Annotated in this window: 15 protein-coding genes; 4 read left to right on the top strand and 11 right to left on the bottom strand. The window is 55.9% G+C overall.

Going from position 1 to position 19443, the window contains the following annotated elements; all coding sequences use genetic code 11:
• The 8 genes from HVA01_RS15465 to HVA01_RS15430 all read right to left on the bottom strand — a co-directional run bounded on the left by HVA01_RS15465 (position 1) and on the right by HVA01_RS15430 (position 10004).
• Entirely contained in the window at positions 1-1662 is a 1662-nt protein-coding gene (locus tag HVA01_RS15465) for a sensor domain-containing diguanylate cyclase (protein WP_146876309.1), read from the bottom strand.
• A 187-nt stretch (positions 1663-1849) separates the two neighbouring features.
• A complete protein-coding gene (locus HVA01_RS15460) occupies positions 1850-2842 on the bottom strand; it encodes an LLM class flavin-dependent oxidoreductase (protein WP_146876308.1) in 993 nt (330 codons plus the stop codon).
• 175 nt (positions 2843-3017) lie between these two features.
• Positions 3018-3704 carry an SDR family oxidoreductase gene (locus HVA01_RS15455; RefSeq protein ID WP_146876307.1) on the bottom strand — a complete coding sequence of 229 codons (687 nt, stop codon included), beginning with the start codon at positions 3702-3704 and terminating at the stop codon, positions 3018-3020.
• A gap of 80 nt (positions 3705-3784) precedes the next feature.
• Positions 3785-5062, bottom strand: coding sequence for a nitrate regulatory protein (locus HVA01_RS15450; protein WP_146876306.1), 1278 nt, complete (start codon positions 5060-5062; stop codon positions 3785-3787).
• Positions 5063-5149: 87 nt separating this feature from the next.
• Positions 5150-6502: a NarK family nitrate/nitrite MFS transporter gene (locus HVA01_RS15445; protein WP_146876305.1), complete on the bottom strand. Its 1353-nt coding sequence runs from the start codon at positions 6500-6502 to the stop codon at positions 5150-5152.
• A gap of 348 nt (positions 6503-6850) precedes the next feature.
• Positions 6851-7870 carry a patatin-like phospholipase family protein gene (locus tag HVA01_RS15440; protein ID WP_146876304.1) on the bottom strand — a complete coding sequence of 340 codons (1020 nt, stop codon included), beginning with the start codon at positions 7868-7870 and terminating at the stop codon, positions 6851-6853.
• Positions 7871-8014: 144 nt separating this feature from the next.
• The gene (locus HVA01_RS15435; RefSeq protein WP_146876303.1) at positions 8015-9112 is read right to left on the bottom strand and encodes a CZB domain-containing protein; all 1098 of its coding nucleotides are present in this window, start codon (positions 9110-9112) and stop codon (positions 8015-8017) included.
• 169 nt (positions 9113-9281) lie between these two features.
• On the bottom strand, positions 9282-10004 hold the full coding sequence (locus HVA01_RS15430; protein WP_146876302.1) for a murein L,D-transpeptidase catalytic domain family protein: 723 nt from the start codon (positions 10002-10004) through the stop codon (positions 9282-9284).
• Between the two features lie 106 nt (positions 10005-10110).
• Between HVA01_RS15430 and HVA01_RS15425 the strand changes: the two genes are divergently transcribed.
• Complete coding sequence (locus tag HVA01_RS15425) at positions 10111-11733, top strand: L,D-transpeptidase family protein (protein ID WP_146876301.1); 1623 nt, start codon at positions 10111-10113, stop codon at positions 11731-11733.
• A gap of 175 nt (positions 11734-11908) precedes the next feature.
• Here HVA01_RS15425 and HVA01_RS15420 read toward each other — a convergent pair whose 3' ends face one another.
• Positions 11909-13633, bottom strand: coding sequence for a peptidoglycan DD-metalloendopeptidase family protein (locus HVA01_RS15420; protein ID WP_146876300.1), 1725 nt, complete (start codon positions 13631-13633; stop codon positions 11909-11911).
• Between the two features lie 462 nt (positions 13634-14095).
• Between HVA01_RS15420 and HVA01_RS15415 the strand changes: the two genes are divergently transcribed.
• Positions 14096-15019 (top strand): LysR family transcriptional regulator, encoded by a 924-nt coding sequence (locus HVA01_RS15415; protein WP_146876299.1) that lies wholly within the window; start codon positions 14096-14098, stop codon positions 15017-15019.
• Between the two features lie 82 nt (positions 15020-15101).
• A complete protein-coding gene (locus HVA01_RS15410; protein WP_146876298.1) occupies positions 15102-16094 on the top strand; it encodes a glutathione S-transferase family protein in 993 nt (330 codons plus the stop codon).
• Positions 16095-16220: 126 nt separating this feature from the next.
• Here HVA01_RS15410 and HVA01_RS15405 read toward each other — a convergent pair whose 3' ends face one another.
• Positions 16221-16709, bottom strand: a complete 489-nt coding sequence (locus tag HVA01_RS15405) for a PRC-barrel domain-containing protein (protein WP_170243529.1) — start codon at positions 16707-16709, stop codon at positions 16221-16223.
• Between the two features lie 37 nt (positions 16710-16746).
• Positions 16747-16944: a CsbD family protein gene (locus HVA01_RS15400; RefSeq protein ID WP_146876297.1), complete on the bottom strand. Its 198-nt coding sequence runs from the start codon at positions 16942-16944 to the stop codon at positions 16747-16749.
• Positions 16945-17455: 511 nt separating this feature from the next.
• On the opposite strand from HVA01_RS15400, the gene HVA01_RS15395 reads away from it, so the two are divergent.
• The gene (locus HVA01_RS15395) at positions 17456-19177 is read left to right on the top strand and encodes a DEAD/DEAH box helicase (protein WP_146876296.1); all 1722 of its coding nucleotides are present in this window, start codon (positions 17456-17458) and stop codon (positions 19175-19177) included.
• Positions 19178-19443: the final 266 nt, after the last annotated feature.

Genomic DNA, 19443 nt, shown 5'->3' with positions numbered 1-19443 from the left:
TTAATGGTTAGGCGTGTGAATCACTAGCTGATGTTTGCCCCTGCTTTTGGCCGCGTACAAGGCGTCGTCCGCAAGCTGGAGAACCGTGCTGATATGCAGTCCGTGGTGGGGCCACCAGGCGGCACCTAAGCTACAGCTAACGCATCCCCACTGATCATCCGGTAAGGCAACGGGTTGGTTGATGGAACTCAATAACCGTTGGCTAATGTCATGGGTGAGCATTTTCAGGTGCGCTTGCTTGGTTTTCAGCACCATGACGAACTCATCGCCGCCCAGGCGTGCCACCACGTCACCGCTCCGCAGGGCGCTTTTCAGCCGCTGGGTAATCTCTATCAGCAGAAGATCACCGGCATGGTGGCCAAGCTCATCGTTGACCTGTTTGAAACCATCCAGGTCGATGAAAATCACCGCCATGCTTTGCTGATTTCTTTCCGCTTCGGGGACGGCCAGCTGCAGGTAATGCGTCAGAAATGCACGGTTTGGCAAGCCGGTTAGCGGGTCGGTGTTGGCTAAATCCTCCAAACGGTTGATCGTTTGGCGTTGATCCAGCAACCGGCCGACCATGTTGCGTAAAGAGATCGATAGGCGCTTCATTTCAGGAGAACCGCTTTCCAGGGGAATGCAGTCGGCGCCCTCGCCATCCTGTATTTGATCGGCGGCATGGGAAAGGCGTGTTAGCGGTGCGACCATGCGCGAGGCTATCACCCAGCCAATCACCGCTAACAGCAACGCCAGTAACAGGCCGGCCCCCATAATTGCAGTTTGTAGTTTTTCAACCGGCGCGAAGGCAGCGCCAATGGGTTGGCGGCTAACGGCAATCCAGCCTAACCCAGGAAAGTCTTCAAAACCGCTGCTGCGAGCGTAACCTGTCACATAGCGTTCGCCGTTGGGCCAGGTTTCAATGGCCCACTGCGGGGCTGTATCGCCAGGGCTAGGTAGCTTTACCAGCGAGTCGAGAGGTTGGCCAAGAAGCGTTTGCGGCCCTAATAACACCGTGCCGTCTTCCGCTAGCAGTAACATATCCGCGCCGAGCTGCTGGCTGGCGGGTGAGAGCATTGTGTCTTGGACGTATTCGGCCCACTGCCAACTTAAATGCACGGCGAGGACGCCACGGAGCTCGCCGCTGCGGTCATGCACCGGGGTAGCGATATCGACAAACTTAAGGGCTTCGCCGGTGGGGTTGGGAAGTAGCTGAGCCAACAGCACGGCCTCGTGAACATCACCAATCCAAAGCTGCTGCTCTCCTTCGATAAACACCGGGCGATGGGCGATTGAAACCCCTTCTAAAATTCCCCCTGTCGCCGCTTGCACGATCCCTTGCGGGTCGGTAAAGCCGATCCATGACACGACGCTGTGATTATCTTGCAAACGCTCCAACTGTTCCCGCAGCACATTGGGGCTCGTGTCATTCGTTAGCGCCTGCATCGCGAGCAGTAACTTCACCTCTTTGATGCGCGCGTCCATGCTGCGATCCAGCTTATCCACCATCTGGTAGGCCGCCTCAGAGGCCGCGTCCCCAATATCGGCCTCCATCTGGTCAGCGGTTTGCCCAGACGCCACCCAACCCAGCAGTAGCGTTGTGGCAAACACCAAGGTGGCAATCAGGGCAATAAACCGAGAACGCAGCGAGAAACGCGAGAAAAATGAGGAGCTTAACAACATTAATAGATGCTTTACCGTGAAAAGTGCCGTACTCGCTTGGCAGCGGCGTTAACGAAACGCTTAGCTGCCAAGCGACATGATGTATGTGACGAACGGAACTTTACCGGAAAAATGTCCGCTATGCGCGGTATTTGCTGTAGGTGCTAAGCGGAGCAGCCACGCTGATGGGGTACGCTTAAGCGCGCCTTTACCGAGCGACCTCGGTAACAATCTCGTAGCTGCGCAGCCTGTCTGAATGGTTATAAAAGTCGCTGTTAATCATTAGCTCATCGGCGCCGGTACGTGCTTGAAACTCCTCCAGCTCCGCTTTCACCGTCTCGGGGCCACCGATAATGGCGGCACCTAAAAACTGGCTGACTTGGGCCTGCTCGACCGGCGACCAGTCCAACTGTTCAACCGGCGGCTGAGACTGCGTCGGTTTGCCGCGAATAAGGTTAAGAAATTTTTGCTGCGCGCTGGTGGCCAAGTAGTGGGCCATCGCGTCGTTTTCAGCCGCCATCACGGGCAGGCCGACCATGGCATACGGTTTATCAAGGTGTTCAGAAGGGCGGAAGTTGTCGCGATATAAGCGCAGCGCCTCGAATAAATAGCCCGGTGCAAACTGGGCAGCAAACGTAAAGGGCAAGCCCAGCTTGGCCGCCAGCTGTGCGCTGTAGCCGCTGGAACCCAGCAGCCAAATCGGTACATGAGTCCCCTGGCCAGGCACCGCTTTGACACGTTGTTGCGGGTCGGTATCGCCTAAATAGCTGCGCAGTTCATTGAGCAACTGTGGGAAGTCATCGACCCCCGCGCGGGCGTTACGGCGCATTGCCTGCATGGTGGCGCCGTCTGAGCCCGGTGCGCGGCCCAAGCCTAAATCAATCCGTCCGGGGTAGAGCGTTTCCAGGGTGCCGAACTGCTCGGCAATCACCAGCGGCGGATGGTTAGGCAGCATAATACCGCCACTGCCAACGCGGATAGTGGCGGTTTGTCCGGCGATATGCCCGATAAGCACAGAGGTCGCCGCGCTGGCGATACCGGCAATATTGTGATGTTCGGCGAGCCAGTAACGGGTATAGCCTAACCGCTCGGTTAATTGGGCTAATGCCACGCTGTCGTTAAAGGTCTCAGCGGCGCTGCCCCCTTGGCGAATAGGCGCTAGATCAAGGACAGAAAGCGCCGTGGAAGCGAGTTGGCTCATGGTTCACCTGCAAACTGATTCGTGGGCGCGTAGAGCAAGAAATTACTTAGCGCGCTTGGTATTGTCACGTTATGCGGTCAGTGCAGATGAATTGCAAGGTGTCGATGATCAAGAAGCCGTTTTGATGACGACTCCTTGAGTTTTGATACAGCGATTATTTTATCTAATAGGGTATTTATTCAACGGGCGGGGTGGGGCGAACGAGTATTTCATTGACGTCAACGTGGGCAGGCTGCGAAAGCGCGTAAATCACCGCGCTGGCGATGTCGCGGTCTTCTAACGCATGTTCCGGCGGCTCATCAAAAAATGGCGTATCGACCATGCCAGGCTCAATCAGCGTTACGCGCATGCCCGTGCCGCGCAGTTCTTCGCGCAGGTTATAGCCAATCCCGGTGACCGCCCATTTGGTTGCGCTGTACATAGAACCCGGAATGGTCGCTCGGCCAGCGGCTGAACCGGTTAATAACACGTGGCCTTTGCTACGCTTTAGGGCAGGTAAGCAGGCCTGAAGGGTAAGGCCGACGCCATAGACGTTGGTGAGAATCATCTCCCGCCATGCATCGTGGTCGGCGCCGCTAAACCCGCCGGGGGAGCCGCCACGGCCAGCGTTGGCAAAGACCGCATCTAATCGGCCAAAGGTTTCCAGCGCCTGTTCGACCATGGCCTGCTGCTGCTCCATATTGGTCACGTCGAGCTGACAAGTCAGCACATTTTCCGGGCCCAGCTCTTGAGCCAGCGCGGTGAGCTTGTCGCTAGAGCGGGCAGCAAGTACCAGTTTGTAGCCTTCACGCGCTGCTGAGCGCGCGGTGGCCGCGCCAATGCCACTCGATGCACCGGTAATTAATAACACGCCGTCACGCATGGATGGGACTCCTTGCTTTGTTAGCCAGAAAAGTCTTTAGCATGGCCAAGGTCATGCCATCATGCAAATATAGGATTGAATCAGTGGGCGTGCCCCTCTTCTTTGCGTTTTAGCATGGCGGAAAGATCCAGAATGGCTTGGGCCATATCCGCCATGCTTTTGCTCTGATCCATCGAGGTTTTGCGTAAAAAACGGTAGGCCTCTTCTTCGCTCATTTCCTGGTGAGCCATGATCAGGCCTTTGGCACGTTCAATGAGTTTGCGCTCGCGCAACGCTTTGCGGGTATTTTCCAGCTCGTCGCTAAGCCCTTGCAAACGACCGGCCTGCGCCTGGGTGAGCTCGATGAGCGAGCGACCTAGCGGCGACGTCAGTGCATTGGCGGTTAAGTCACCCAATGGCTGCGCACCACCTAATGCCAGCAGCTGTTCGCAGGGCGCGGGAGAATGCCCATAAGGCTGGCCCTTGGTTTTCGCCAAGGCGTGCTCGGCCTGGGTGATTTTGCGTTGGCAAAGGACACTCAGCTGGGCAATCAGTGCGTCTTCGACGGTTTTAATCGTATCAATACGCAGGGTGGTGAGTTCGTACCAGGTTTCGCCCAGCGTATCCGGCGTTTCTCTTGCCGACGATGGCTGTGTGCGTTGGCAGGCGATGTCGCGCAGATGGCAAATGCCCGCCAGCGTGCGCGGCGATAACTCTTTTGCCCACGCCTGCTGTGCCTCCGGGGTGGCGAACTCTTCAAAGGTGTCAAAGCAGCGCTGTTGATCGGCCATTAGCTGGTTTAGCAGCGCGCGATGGGGCTCATCGAAGTGGCCCTGGGTAAAACCAAAGGCGCCACAGGCGCGCTCCTGACCGGCTAATTCTTTCCCTTGCATCAAATGAAAAATGGCCACCAGGGTGCGCGTGATATCAGGGTCTGCTGAGGTATCGGCCGCCTCAAAGACAATCGCCAGCAGCCCACTGGTTAACTGGTTAAAGGCCTGGGTAGCGGCATCGGGGGTAATCGCAAAAGCGTCAATGGCTTGGCGCAGGGCATCAAGTTCATCAAGGGCATGCCAAACGGCCGCAATACGCCGCAATAAGCGTGCTGCTGCCTGTGGCCGGGCCTCTTGGCTAAGCGTTTCTAACCGCTGCCGCATTAACGTTTCGGCCTGTTGGCTGTGCTGGCGGTAGGTGTCCCGGCGGGTCTTGAAGCGCTGACCCCTGGAGACAAGGTAGATAGTTGAGGCCCCGCGTTCACGCTGGAGCATGTGAATAAAGCGGCTAATATCGCCGACAATCTCGGTGGTGGTGGCAAGGTGAGTCAGGTTATCGATATCACAACGGATGGCGGTTAATAGCAGTTGCTGCGCTGAAGACATAGCAGTTTCCTCAATGACTCGCCGCCTAACAGTATACGCTCCCATACTGCGGCGTCGCCGTATGGGAGCGTAGGGTAGAGCTTAAGCTTAGCGTAATGAAAGTGCGCCCGCCCCAACGTCGTCGCCAACCGCATCAAGATACGCTTTGGCCTCTTCGGCTTCGGTAGCATCGCTAAAGCGTACCAGCAAAACACAGGAGGCCAGCGCAAGCACGGTAAGGCCTAGATAAAAGAGGCCCTGCTGATAGCTGAGGCTTTCGCTACGAAACAAAAATGCAGCGCCGACCGCCCCCACGTTGCCCCCAGCGCCGACAATACCGGCAACGGCCCCGAGGGCTTTTTTATTGATAAAGGGGACAACGCCGTAGGTCGCGCCTTCGGCCATCTGTACGAACAGGCTAAACACTAGCATGATGCCAATCGCAAGGCTCAGTACATGCATTTGCGAGAAGGCTACTAGGGCAATGCCTTCGCAAACCAGGGCAATAAACAGCCACCGTACACGCCCCTTTAGGCCACCTTGTTTAGCGAAAAGGTCTGAGAAGACACCGCCCAGCGTGCGCGCAAAGATATTCATTAACCCGAATAAACCAGCGATGAGACCCGCCGTTGCCAGGGTAAGCTCGAACTTATCAAAGAAGTAGATGGCGGCAATATTGTTGATCGTTAGCTCCACACCAAAACACAGCCCATACACGACAAATAACGCCCAAACACGCATATCTTTGGCGGCGGCTAGAAAGCTTTGCGCAGCGCCATTTTCACCCGAGGCTTCAGGTAGCTCACCGCGTGCACGCAGTTCACTGAAATTGCCGTTGGGTGCATCCTGAGTGAAGAACCAGTAGCCAATGCCGGTAAAGAACATTACAACGCCAGGCACCATCATGGCTAAGCGCCAGCCAAAGGCTGCATTGACACCCAACATCAACATGCCCGAGAAGATCAATGGCATCAGAATCTGTGTGGTACCGCCGCCCAGGTTACCCCAGCCAGCGCTGGTGGCGTTGGCGGTGCCGACCACGTTGGGAGCGAACATCATCGAGGTGTGGTACTGGGTGATGACAAAGGAGGCGCCGATAGCACCGATTGCTAAGCGCGCGAGCAGAAAGGTTTCGAAGCTATTCGCTAAGCCAATGCCCATGACGGGAATAGCGCCCAGCACTAACAGGCCGGTGTAGGTTTTACGCGGGCCGATTCGGTCGCACAGCACGCCAATGGCAAGGCGAACAACCACTGTAATCGCCACCGAAGCAATAATTGTGTTACCGATTTGAGTTTGGGTTAACGAGAGGTCTTCGCGAACGATCGCCATTAACGGGGCGATGCCGAACCAGCCAAAGAAGCAAATATGGAAGGCGAACCATGAAAAATGGAAAGCGCGCATCTGGGGGGTGGAGAAGTTAAGTAGTCGAATACGGTTGGCTTTGTTACGTATATCCATGGGATGGCCTCACGGGGACGAGTTTATCGTTACGCAACGCCAATGGGTTTGGGCGCTACGTGAGCAATTTACGAGAACATGCCTTCGCCATTGAAGGTCAGGTTCGACGCACTCGTACCCGGTTGGGCCTGGTCCACGCCTACCACCACGCCTTTGGTCATGCAGGTAGTTTGCCAGTTCGATTTTTACTGTTATAAATCAATAAAATATTTTATTTGGCGCATGCTTTTAACCCATAAAAAAACCGCCACCATGCTGCATGATTGGGCATGCAGCACAGGCGTTGCGGCATATTGGTGCTGATAGGGGGTGGATAGTGTTGGTGGATAGTATTGATGGCTAGTACTGCTATTCGTGTAGGTAAACGGCTTCGATATCGAGCGTCGAGTGATCGCCGATAGCGTCAAAGTGCTCGTTTAGCCAGCGTTCAGCCGCTGCTTGGCCCTGATCAAACAGGTGGCATAGAAACGGCCATTCGGAATTGGCTTTGCTGGAGACCGACAGCTCTTCGAGTGCCTGCTCGCCGCTAATGCGGTGAAACAGTGCCTGTTGGTAGCCGTTTCCAATACCTTCTTCTTCAAACGCATTCTTGAGCAGCGAGATCATGCGAATCTCTTTAATCAACGCCGAGTTAAACGTGATTTCGTTAAGCCGGTTCATAATGGCTGACGCCGAGGTGGGTATCTCTTGGCGAACGATGGGGTTAATTTGCACCAGTAGGATGTCTCGCGCAGTGCACTCTTCCATCAGCGGGAACAGCGCCGGGTTGCCCATATAGCCGCCGTCCCAGTAAGCCTCACCGTCGATCTCAACGGCTTGAAACATAAACGGCAAGCAGGCAGAGGCCATGACAGCGTCAACGCTCATCTCTTCGCGGCGGAAGACACGTTGCTTCCCGGTACGCACGTTGGTCGCTGCGACAAACAGCTTGAGCTGTTGGCATTGTCGGACGCGTTCGAAATCGATATGGCTGGCGACGATATCGCGTAGCGGATTAATGTTGAGCGGGTTGAGTTGGTAGGGGGACGCCACGCGTGTTAACAGGTCCAGGGCAATAAAACCGGGGGAGTTGTCAAGGCTCCAATTGCCGGTCAGCACATCCATGGGTGAGCGGCGAATGGGGCTTGCCATGCCAGCTCGGCTGACCGCTTGCCAAAAATCGTGCAGCGCTTGGCGGGCCGTCTGGTTGTCGCCTCGGGTGAGGGCATCGGCCATCACCACGCCGTTCATCGCGCCCGCGCTGGTGCCACTGATACCCTCTATTTCGATGCGTTCATCCGCTAATAGCCGATCAAGTACACCCCAGCTATACGCCCCATGTGCGCCGCCACCTTGCAATGCTAGATCCAGTTTTTTTACCTGTGCCATGTGCTTTCCCCATTGCGACGGGTGAAGAATGTGGTTGCATTGAAACCAGCATGCCACAGGCCGCTAGGGAAAACGAAACGCTATTCTTCGCAACAACCTGTGGGCCGCTTTCACTGGCAAAATAGTTTAGGGCCATCACCGTTATTAAGGGGAGTCCGCTAACGGTGAGTGACGGTTGGCAGGGTAAGGCGCTTCATACATGGCGTATTCCATCAGGCTGTCCAGCTTTAGGGCGAGCTGCTGGCTGGCTTCTTCCATCCTGCCTAACGCTGCCAGTTGGCCTTTGCGGTTGCCTTCACGGGCAAGCTTCAGCGCCTCGGCGCCGCTGGCATGCATCTGGCGGTGTGGCGCCGTCAATGCTCGGAAGGCAGCGCTGAGTGCATAGCGTTGATGGCCTTCCCCGTATCGTTGCCATTGCCCCAGCCGACATTGGTGGTCATCTTCTAACGGTGTGTCCGTATCGGCAGACAGCAGCTGCTTATAAAGCCGACATTTCCACACCGCATGGTCCAGCTTGGCGGAGTGCAAAAAAGCCGCGGTAGCGTTTTGATGGATAACTTTGTGCATATGCCTCGCTTGGTCACCAAGCTGACACAGGTCGTGCTTGGCCGTTTGCGCGGCTTGGGCAATCTCATCGTCGGCGTGGCGTTTTTTCGCCACGGCTTGAGTGTGCTCGCTCACTTGGCGATTGGCTTGCTCCATCAATGCGCTGAACTGGTGACTCAGTTGCTGCATGTTAAGCGCTAAGCGGTGAACGTCATCCGCAATGGCCGTCAATCCAGGCGTTTGCTGGTCTTGGCTATGGGCCGTTTCCAACGCCGTGCTAACCGCTAACGCCTGAGCGTGGTCAGCATTGCGCGCGAGCGCTGCCTTGAGTTGGCTAAGATCCTGCAGCGTGTTGGCAAACACCAACGGCGAGGAGGATAGCGTGTCGGCATCGTCGCTGCACTGGCAGCGCTGGTGCAGCGTATTGACCGCCTGTTCGGCAGCGGCAATAAACGTCAACGTTCCCGTCAAGGTGGCGCGCTCACCGGCGAGCTGGTCGGCATACGTTTCAATGTCCGTATTAAGCAACGCAAGCATATCCGCCCCTTGCGCTTGCAGCACACCGATTGACTGCTGTGGGCTGATTAGGCTTAGCAAGCGACCACTGGGGGAGGGAGCTTCAAGCTGGGCGCGTAAGTCGGCGACCTGCTGTTCTAAACGACGAATTTTTTGGTAAGGATTCATAAAGGTAAACATGGCAGACACCTGCGGCAGAGTGCAGTTGTTTGTGTTGATTTGTCACAAAGTATTGCAGAAGGTGCCGTGGAGTGCCTGCTTTACCCGCCGTAAATGAAGAAATTCAACGCTTGGCGGCCAGAAAGACTGAGGGTGTTGGCGTTTTACACAGCAAACCGCTAGTTAAACGCTAGCGCTCGGCAAGCTTCGTGGCAGCGGTCGTGCAGCCGAGGAACGCTGAGTTTGCCAGCCACTTTACGTCGGGATAATAGGCAAAGACATATTGGTTCTCTTTTAGACTGTCGATCAGCGGATAAGTCACATCTTCACGCACCGCAGGGCAGCCATGGCTGCGCCCAAGCCGACCGGTTTGGGTGATAAACGCATCGCTTACGTAGTCGGCGCCGTGGATCACAATGGCGCGCTCAAAAGCGAGATCGTTGACGTCGGGTTCCAAACCTTCCAAGCGCAGCGAGTAGCCATTACGCCCGTAATAGCTGTTCATGGTGCGAAATAAGCCGATACTGGATTGGTGGCTGTCGGGGGTGTTGGAGAAGGTCTCAGCTTGGGCATCGCCTGAACCTTGCCCATGCGAGACCAGCTCTTTGAAAAGCAGTTTATGCTGACGCAAATCGAATACCCAGAGCCGTCGCTGGGTAGACGGCAGTGAGTAATCGATCACTGCCAGGCGTTCGGCACTGGGTTCGGCGCAGTTGAGCGCTTGAGCGGCTAAGCGCAGCGCTTCAGGTGTCGCCTGCGGGGCTAACTGTAGTAACTGATGATGCAAGGGCAGTATGCCGTGAGGCGGCGTTGAATCAACCTGGGCAAAAAAGCTGTCGGCGTGTAGCGGTAATGTAAATAATGTAAAAGGTAGCGATAATAATAACCTAGTGACATGTAAACGCAGAGCCATATAAGTCGATCCTACAAGCAATATCAGTCATGATGAAGATTAGCCGACGATTATAAAAAAGCCGGTCGGCGAAGGTGGAAGGCTATAGTAACGCAAGGAGAGGGCAATGAACGAGATGCAGCCAACAAGACGATGGGCGATGGGAGCCGCTCTGTGTCTAATGCTTAGCCACGGCGCTTTAGGGGCTAACACTGTGCCTGTAGACGCCGCGCCGCTAGAGCAGGATTTAGCGCAGCAATTAACGGCGGTTCAAACGCACGGCCTACCCATCGCTGAGTTTTATCAGCTGCGTGGTGGCAAGCCTGCCTGGCAGGCTGGGGAAGCGGTTGAATCGCTGGTAGCCGCATTGAACAGTTTGGAAACCGATGGCTTAGCGCCCGACGAGTATCACGCCGACACGCTACTTGATCAGTTTCAACGTAGCCAAACAGCCGGGACCGCGGCGCGAGCAGCGTTTGATATCCAAGCCACTCAGTCGCTGCTGCTGGCCCTGGATCACCTAGAGCGCGGCAAGGTAAACCCGCGCGATGTCGAACCCGAATGGGAGACGCCCCGCCCGGAGAGTCGCTATTCGCTGCTACGCGTGGTGCATGCGGTTGAGAACCGTGAGCTAAATGATGCCTTTGCGCTGGTGCGCCCTGGTTCGGCAGCGTATCAGCAGTTGCGCGACGCTTTGAAACATCACTACCAGCTGGCCAACCTTGGCAGTGCGCCATATCTAGCCTCGCGGGAGGCGTCGCTGCGGCCAGGCGACGAGGCAGACGATGTGGCCGTACTGCGCCAGCGCCTCTCGCTGTGGGGGGAGGCGGACTTACTGGTGGCTGATAGCAGCGCTTATCCGCTGATTGGGGTGGAAACCGCGGCTAACCGACGCAGCTTTGATGCGCCACTTGAAGCCGCTGTTAAACGCTTCCAGCGACGCCATTTGCTGCAAGAAGACGGCGTGGTGGGCGAACAAACCCGTTTGGCGCTGAACACCTCGGTGAACACACGTATTGACCAACTGCGGGTCAATTTAGAACGCGCGCGCTGGATTAGCCCGATGCAGGCTGACGAGCCGCGGGTGTGGGTCGATATTGCCGGGTACCGGATGCACTATGTGCGCCCTAACGGCCAGCACTGGGATGCCCGCGTGGTGGTGGGCTCGGCGCGTCGTGAAACGCCGATTATTCATTCCACCATCAGCCATCTAACCATTAACCCCTCCTGGACCATACCGCCTACGATCATGCGCGAGGACGTGTTGCCCCAGGTGCGTGCCGATAGCGGCTATTTAGCACGTAAGAACATTCAGGTAATCAGCCCATCGGGTGAGCCGCTTGTCGCCGAAGATATCGACTGGCAGCGCCCAGGCAGTCTCATGCTGCGCCAAGTAGCGGGCGCGACTAATCCGCTGGGTCGCGTTGTCGTTCGCTTTCCCAATGACGACATGATCTATTTGCACGATACCCCAGCGCGGGGGCTGTTTCAGCGCCCCCAGCGCGCGCTCAGCTCGGGCTGCGTGCGCGTTGAAGGTGTCACGGAGCTCGCGCAAATGCTCTTGCAGGACACCGGCAGTCGTTACCAAATGAGCAGCCTATTGAAACGGGGGAGCGACCAAAACATACGCTTGACCCAGCGTATTCCCATTGCGCTGCACTATCTAACCGCGTGGCCGAATGCGCAGGGCGAGGTGGAGTTCAGGCCTGATATTTACCGCCGCGATGCGAAGCTGCTGGCAGCGTTATAGCTTGTAACCAACCGCTTGCACGCGACTCAGTTGATGATCTGAGCGGCTTGCAAAACTGGCACACTATCCCTAGACGCACCCTCAAACGCACAACACCGCCCGATGGCGGTGTTGTGCGTGATGGTAGTGTGCGATGACCATTTGCAATTTGAGCAGTCACTACCACTAAGAATTGCTAGTCGTCGTCTTGCTCATGGTTAGCCACGCTAACCGGCCCGGTTTCGCCGCTTTCCAGTGTGGCCAGGATGGGTCTCGCTTGGTTGCGGAAGGCAACCAAGGTGTCGCCACTCAAGCTGGTGTTTTCGGGCAGTTCGACGTTCATCGCGTTAACGGGGGTGTTGTTGACGATGACTTCATAGTGCAGGTGGGGGCCGGTGCTGCGGCCGGTATTGCCCGACAACGCAATACGCTCACCCATGGTGACGCGATCGCCTTGGCTAACCAAGGGGCGTGAAAGGTGCAGGTAGCGCGTCCGGTAGCCGTTGTCGTGGCGCACAACGATATAGTTCCCCGCAGCGGGGTGGTGTCTAACACGCTCAACGCGGCCGTTGGCGGGGGCCAGCACGGACGTTCCAATCGGCATGGCAAAATCGGTGCCGTTATGCGGGCTGATGCGCCCGGTAACCGGGTGTCTGCGATTTGGATTAAAGCCCGAGCTTAACCGGTAGCTGCCGTCAAACGGGCGACGTGCAAACGCAGGGTCCAGGCTGCCGCCTTCAGGGGTATAGAAGTTGTCGTCGGTGGCATTGCGTACCACGGTTAAGTCCATACGCTCACCGTCGTATTTGACCGCCAGTACGCGGGAGTCAAGGGTCTCCCCGTCAATCATGTCCGACTCGACCAACACCTGAAAGCGGTCTCCGCGACGGCTGTCACGGCGGAAATCGAGCTTCTTTTCGAGTAGCTTGGTGAGTTCCGTCACTGAGCCGCTGTTTAAACCGGTCGCTTGGGCGGAGCGTGCAAAACTACCGCTGACGCTACCCGCATAGAGGCGCTGCACAGGCTCGCCCTGTCGCTCGATGACGGTGATCGCGAAGTGGTCAGCGTCGCGTTCCAATAATACGCCGTCGCGGGTGTTTTTCATCATGCGCAGCGACAGCAAACGACCTTGTTCATCTAACTGATAGTCAAAGCTGTGACCGGCACGCCAATTGGTTAGCATGCGCTGATCGGGCAAATCCTCAAGCAGGGCCATCACTTCGCTGTAGCCAAGCCCCAGCTCATTTTGAGCCAACATGGCAAAGGTTTCGCCGGGTTCAACAATATGGGTTTCCCATTCGGGCACAAACGGCTCTTCTGCCGCTAATTCTAAATCCAAAAACGAGACATCGCCGAATAGATCGGTGCCGTAATCTTCGTATGAAGTGGCATCGGCGACTTCAACCGAAGCGTTGTTGTCGACGTCCAGCATGCCGCTGGTCAGCGTGCCCACTACGATTGCCATGTGCAGCGCACCGCTATCAAACTTGGTGGTGGCAAGCACAGGGACATCAGGCGTGGCGGGGCTCAGTGTCGCGGTATCAAACACTGTTACATCATCACTTAGGGCAGGCTGCGTCGCCATGTCGGCATCGGCGCTGTCGATCACATCGACATCGAGATTGACGATTTCAGTGGCTTTTAATTCACTTAAGGGGATGTTTTCGCGGGTAGCATCGAGGGCGCGGGAGGCACGATTGATGGCTTCTGCCACCGGCGTTCGTTCCTGGTTGAGAGACGGAATCCCCGGTGCAGAATCGCTAGGAAGCGGTACCAGCACGCTCTCAAGCGGTGTGTTAGGTTGATTTAAATCATGATATGTCGTCAGTAGCTTTTGTGTGCCCAGCACGGTGACCATAGTGGCCACGGGTAACAGTAATAATTTGTGCGCACGGGGCAGCGAATGAAGGATTCGCAACATGGGTAAATGGACCGCCGGATTCGTGATTAAAAGTAACAATAAAGTGTATAAACCCGGAAACCATACCCGATGAGGGGGGGAAGTGCCTAGACTGTACATCTATACATAAAGTGAATTTAAATAACTATATGCCCATAACTCGCCCAATTTACTATTTATAAACACTGTTTGTTAACAAGAGTAAATAATACAGCGTGCTAATTAAATAACCCAAGTTAACCATGTACGAAAATTGTCATGTTAAAAGGGCTGATATAATAGGTGTCTAGTTTCTGTCTTATGGTTTTGTCTTCTCGCGCTTAAGGGTATCCACCATCCTCGCGCATCAACCACTTACCCATGGCAGGCATTAACCGCCATTCACTAAGCATGGGCAGCATTTAACATCTTTTCCTGGCATTCTAGGCATATTTTTCGAATATTAAGCGCGTTGTTTGGCTGTTTTGCGTCGAGGAAATCGAAATGTCACGGGTAACTCTTTCACAATGGCAAATGTTGGCCGCCGTGGTTGATCATGGCGGATTTGCACGTGCGGCGGAGGTCGTTCACAAAAGTCCCTCAACCCTGAATCACGCCGTGCATAAATTAGAAGAGCAACTGGGGGTTCAGGTGCTGGAGCCCATTGGTCGGCAGGTTCGCTTGACCGAAGCGGGCGAGCTGCTGCTTCGCCGTGCGCGTCAATTGATTGAGAGCGCCGCCTCGCTTGAAGATGTCGCCACCCGATTAGCCGCCGGTCTCGAGGCCGAAGTCGTGGTAGCGATCGACCAGATTTTTCCTGCCGCCGCCCAAGCCAAAGCGTTGGAGCGTTTCTCTGCCACATACCCCCAGGTGCGCGTGCAATTACACGAAAGCGTGCTCAATGGCGGCACGGAAATGCTCTACGATGGCCGTGCAGACCTGGTGGTCTCCGGCATTGAGGCGCAGGGCTTTTTAGGCGAACCATTGGTCACCGTTCGGTTTGTGGCGGTGGCTCACCCCCAGCACGCGCTGCATCGGCTAGGCCGCTCGTTAGACCTGCGCGATTTGGCTCAGTACCGTCAGCTGGTGGTGCGCGACTCCGCATTGCGCCAAGCAACCAACGCAGGCTGGTTGAAGGCCGAACAGCGCTGGACAGTCAGTCATCTCAACACCTCGCTTGATATGCTCAGGCGCGGCTTGGGCTTTGCCTGGATGCCCGAAACACGTATTGCTGATGAGCTGAAAAATGGCCAGTTAAAGCCGCTGCCATTGCCCGCAGGAGGCATTCGCGAGGTGCCAATGCAGATGATCTTCCGCGACCGAGACCGAGCCGGTCCCGCTGCGCATGCCATGGCTTCGGCGCTTAAACAGGCGGTGCTAAGCGAGTGCGCGCGGCATGATTCGATTCTCTCGAATGAAAGGCCGTAAAACATCCGCTTGAGCATCCTCAATGCGAGCGTATGCTGAGAACAGTGACTGCACTCTGACACCCTTTTTCAGGAGACGCCCCATGGGACTGCTCGTTGATGGTAAATGGCAAGACCAGTGGTACGACACCAAAAAGCACGGCGGTGAGTTTGTACGTGAGTCTGCTCAGCTGCGCGACTGGGTAGGCGATCAGCCCGAGACCGATGGCAGCTGTTATCCTGCCGAAAAAAACCGCTACCATCTGTATGTATCGCTTGCTTGCCCATGGGCGCATCGCACTTTGATCATGCGCAAGCTGAAAGGGCTGGCGCCACTGATTGGCACCTCCCATGTCAGCCCGCTGATGCTAGACCAGGGCTGGACCTACCGCCAGGATGAAGGCGCTAGTGGCGACCCGATTAACGGCGTCGACTTTCACCACCAGCTGTATACGATGACTGACCCGCACTACACCGGTCGTGTCACCGTGCCCGTGCTCTGGGACAAACAGCGCAACGCCATTGTTAATAATGAGTCTGCAGATCTGCTGCGTATTTTTAACCACGCGTTTGACGAGCTTACCGGTAATGACCTGGATTTTTACCCCGAGGAGCTACGTAGCGTCATCGATGCAGTCAACGCCGATGTGTATGACCACATTAATAACGGGGTGTATAAGTCCGGTTTTGCCACGGAGCAGGGCGTGTATGAGAAACACGTGCAAGCCTTATTTGACGCCCTGGAGCGCATGGAGGCACGTTTGGCTGAGCAGCGCTATCTCGCAGGGGAGTGGTTCACCGAAGCTGACATTCGTCTCTTTACCACGCTGATCCGCTTTGACGCAGTTTACTACGGCCACTTCAAATGCAACTTCAAGCGCATTGAGGATTACCCCAACCTTGCCAATTACGTTAGGGAAATTTACCAGTGGCCTGGCGTGGCTGAGACCGTCAATATGGATCACATCAAACGCCACTACTATTACAGCCACGACACGATAAACCCAACGCGTATTGTTCCCGCAGGCCCGCTGCTTGATTTTCAGCAGCCTCACGACCGGGAGCGTTTACCGGGTAACGGGGTGCGGCATAAATAGCCTGCTTAGCTTGAAACGGTTGCCATCGAAAAAGGGCCGCTCAAATGGGCGGCCCTTTTACTTACTTAGTGACTTATTTACTTACTTAGCGCTGCGTTAGCGTATGACACAGCGAGTCAGCGTTAATTAATTATCGTTACTAGTATCAAGTGCTTCGCGAGTGCGCTGCCACGCACTTTCAGCGCCTTCTTGGGTCGTTTGCCAAGCATCACGGGCATTGGCTTTGGTCTGTTCCCACCAGTCGTTGTCGTAAGTCGGGAAGGCTTCGACTTCTTCCTGGCTGGCTTCGACCATGATGCGATGTTCTGTATCACCATTGGCTTCCGTTTCGGTTTCGAGGGTGAAGTAATCGGTATCAACAACGATCTCACGGCCGCCTAGGCCAAGCACTGAACCACTTTCGATCACAATCGCGGTAATGCGCATCTCTTCATCAAACAGGATGTCATCAACCTCACCAATCTCTTCACCGGAACCGCCGGCAAAATAGACCTCTGCGTCAAGAATGTCTTCGGCTGAGTACATGCCCTGGGGCTCGTCTTGGGCATGAGCGCCCATTGCAAAGCTTCCCAGTAGGGCCGTGCCAATAGCGATCGTCAGGGGTGTTTTACGCATAGCATCTCTCCATGTCGCTACGATTAATAATCGGCAGTTACTGCTTGTCAGCCCATTCATCAGCCTGACGCTCAGCTTCCTCGCGTTCAAGACCATATTTCTGCTGCAGTTTGCCGACAAGCTGGTCTTTTTTACCGCCGATCTGGTCGAGCTCGTCATCGGTAAGTTCGCCCCAGCTAGCGCGGGCTTTGCCTTTTACTTCCGTCCATTTGCCTTCGATTTGATCCCAGTTCATTGCATCGCTCCTTGAAGATAGTGAACCTAAGTCAGTACATTCAGACTAGCCCAAATGTGCACAAGTGCAAGCCCTTGATTCACTGTGGTGGGGGTTAAAAAACTAGTCATAAGCAAGATGAGGTGGTAGGATGCGCATTCCTCGCATGTGTTGACCCCTCCATCACGACGATAAGCGCTTGCTTACGAAGTTAATTCATACGTAATAGCGCTTGCTGGAACATCTCGCCAGTTGCCAGATGTTCATTGCTGTGAAGATGGCGCGCCTCCAGTATTTCACCGCACGGGTGAAATCGGCGCAGAAGGTCGCCACAGCGGTTGGCCCGCACAACGCGGTGTTGCCAACCGGATGCTAGGTGCGACCGGCGTCTCCGACTCCATTGATGGCTATGACCGCTAAGGCGGTGCCTGTTGTCGATAACGACCTCATATTTTGTCGTTACGCGATGACAGAGTCAGAGACGCTTATGATGTTTTTTGCCGGTAATTGCCGGCCTACCAAGGTGTGATTAATGACCTCGACTTCTGTCGCCTCGCCGAGCTTCGGCGATCTGGCTCTATTGCCTGCCGTTCTATCTGCTGTTGAATCGCAGGGCTACCTAGTCCCTTCGCCGATTCAGGCGCAAACCATTCCTGCGCTGCTTGAAGGCCGCGATATGCTGGGCCAAGCCCAGACGGGTACCGGTAAAACCGCTGCTTTTGCTTTACCCCTGTTATCGCGTCTGGAACTCCAGCGTCGCGAACCCCAAGTATTAGTGATGGCGCCGACTCGCGAGCTTGCTCAGCAAGTGGCTGCCTCGTTTAGTAAGTATGGTCAAAACCTCAAAGGTCTCGAAGTCGCGACCCTGTGTGGTGGCCAAGAGTACCGTGAACAGTTGGGCGCCCTTAAGCGCGGCGCGCATGTTGTTGTCGGTACGCCAGGCCGGATTATCGACCACCTGGATCGCGGTAGTCTCAAGCTTGACGGCCTGTCCGCCCTGGTGCTGGACGAAGCCGACGAAATGCTGCGCATGGGCTTTATCGACGACGTAAAACGCGTGGTTGCCGATACCCCTAAAGATGCTCAGCGCGTGTTCTTCTCGGCCACGTTGCCGGCTGAAATCGAACGTATTGTTAACCGTTATTTGGTTGACCCGGTGAAAGTGGCGATTGAGAAGGGCACTACCACTGGCGAAAACATCGAACAACGCATTGTGCGTATTGATGGCGGCGCTAAGCTGGAAGCCCTTTCGCGTATCCTCGAAGTCGAGCCGGTCGATGGGGCCATCGTGTTCGTACGTACGCGTGCGGCCTGTACCACCCTGGTCGAGCAATTGACCGCCCGTGGCGTCAACGCCGCAGGCCTGTCGGGCGATCTGGACCAAAGCCTGCGTGAGCGTACCATTACGCGTTTGAAGCGTGGCAAAGTCGATGTATTGATCGCCACCGACGTGGCCGCGCGCGGTCTTGATGTGTCGCGTATTACCCACGTTATCAACTACGACCTGCCCCAAGATGCGGAAGCTTACACGCACCGTATCGGCCGTACCGGCCGTGCCGGTCGTAGCGGTATCGCGATTACCTTTGCCGGCTTCCGTGAAGGTCGCAAAGTGGGTTGGATGGAGCAGGCAACCGGTCAGAAAATGGCTGAAATGCCATTGCCTGACGAAGCAGCGATTCGCGCCCACCGCGATGACGTCTTCCATCACCGCGTTATTGCCTCGTTGACCAAAGGCGCCGAAGAGCAGCGTGCGCTGATTGAGCGTCTGATTGAAGAAGGTCATGACCCAATCGAGCTTACCTGCGCATTTGCCGCCATGGCGCGTGCCGATGAGGCGCCGATTGGTCGCCTGCAAGCTCCGCGTAAAGAGAAGCCCTCGCGTGATAGCGCGCCTGCCGCCGGTAAGCCGGGTGCTCGCCGTGAACGTACGAGTAGCGGTCCGACCGAAGGCATGACGCGCTACCGCGTGTCGGTTGGCCATAAAGATGGCGTTAAGCCGGGCCAGCTAGTCGGTGCGCTTGCTAATGAAGGCGGCATTGAAGGCGCGCGTATCGGTCGTATCGATATTCGCAACGCTTTCTCTGTGGTGGAATTGCCGAGCGGCTTGCCCTCGACAATTCTTGACAAGATGTCGCGTGCCCGGGTCTCCGGTCGTCCGCTAGAAATCAGCGAAGACAGCGCACCGGCTGAGCGTGCTCCGCGCCGTCGTCGTGATGAAGGCGATGCGCCGGTTCGTCGTCGTGAACGCGCCTAAAACGATTAATCAGCGGCCCAGCGGCCACTGAAGACATCTCAACGCCCCCGCCCCTTAACTGGTGCGGGGGCGTTTTTTTGCTGCTTTATGGCTCTTCGCCACTCAGTGTGGAATTAATTCTGCCAGCATGATAATAGCTCCCGTGGGAGGGAGCTTCAGCTCGCGAATGTTTGGGCTCCTAGCATGATGAAGCCAAGGGGGTGCCTGCGGCAACTTTCGCCGAGATGTCGGACCACCGAAGTGTCGGACCACGCTGAAGCGGCCTT

This window comes from Halovibrio variabilis (genome assembly GCF_007991175.1).
In the GTDB taxonomy this organism is placed as follows: Bacteria; Pseudomonadota; Gammaproteobacteria; order Pseudomonadales; family Halomonadaceae; genus Vreelandella; species Vreelandella variabilis.
Note: the sequence above shows the minus strand (reverse complement) of the source record. Positions and strands in the feature narration are given on the sequence as shown.

Bases quoted from the DNA above. Each gene is read 5' to 3' on its own strand.
- HVA01_RS15465 (WP_146876309.1), bottom strand. From the start codon at position 1,662: ATGTTGTTAAGCTCCTCATTTTTCTCGCGTTTCTCGCTGCGTTCTCGG.
- HVA01_RS15460 (WP_146876308.1), bottom strand. From the start codon at position 2,842: ATGAGCCAACTCGCTTCCACGGCGCTTTCTGTCCTTGATCTAGCGCCT.
- HVA01_RS15455 (WP_146876307.1), bottom strand. From the start codon at position 3,704: ATGCGTGACGGCGTGTTATTAATTACCGGTGCATCGAGTGGCATTGGC.
- HVA01_RS15450 (WP_146876306.1), bottom strand. From the start codon at position 5,062: ATGTCTTCAGCGCAGCAACTGCTATTAACCGCCATCCGTTGTGATATC.
- HVA01_RS15445 (WP_146876305.1), bottom strand. From the start codon at position 6,502: ATGGATATACGTAACAAAGCCAACCGTATTCGACTACTTAACTTCTCC.
- HVA01_RS15440 (WP_146876304.1), bottom strand. From the start codon at position 7,870: ATGGCACAGGTAAAAAAACTGGATCTAGCATTGCAAGGTGGCGGCGCA.
- HVA01_RS15435 (WP_146876303.1), bottom strand. From the start codon at position 9,112: ATGTTTACCTTTATGAATCCTTACCAAAAAATTCGTCGTTTAGAACAG.
- HVA01_RS15430 (WP_146876302.1), bottom strand. From the start codon at position 10,004: ATGGCTCTGCGTTTACATGTCACTAGGTTATTATTATCGCTACCTTTT.
- HVA01_RS15425 (WP_146876301.1), top strand. From the start codon at position 10,111: ATGAACGAGATGCAGCCAACAAGACGATGGGCGATGGGAGCCGCTCTG.
- HVA01_RS15420 (WP_146876300.1), bottom strand. From the start codon at position 13,633: ATGTTGCGAATCCTTCATTCGCTGCCCCGTGCGCACAAATTATTACTG.
- HVA01_RS15415 (WP_146876299.1), top strand. From the start codon at position 14,096: ATGTCACGGGTAACTCTTTCACAATGGCAAATGTTGGCCGCCGTGGTT.
- HVA01_RS15410 (WP_146876298.1), top strand. From the start codon at position 15,102: ATGGGACTGCTCGTTGATGGTAAATGGCAAGACCAGTGGTACGACACC.
- HVA01_RS15405 (WP_170243529.1), bottom strand. From the start codon at position 16,709: ATGCGTAAAACACCCCTGACGATCGCTATTGGCACGGCCCTACTGGGA.
- HVA01_RS15400 (WP_146876297.1), bottom strand. From the start codon at position 16,944: ATGAACTGGGATCAAATCGAAGGCAAATGGACGGAAGTAAAAGGCAAA.
- HVA01_RS15395 (WP_146876296.1), top strand. From the start codon at position 17,456: ATGACCTCGACTTCTGTCGCCTCGCCGAGCTTCGGCGATCTGGCTCTA.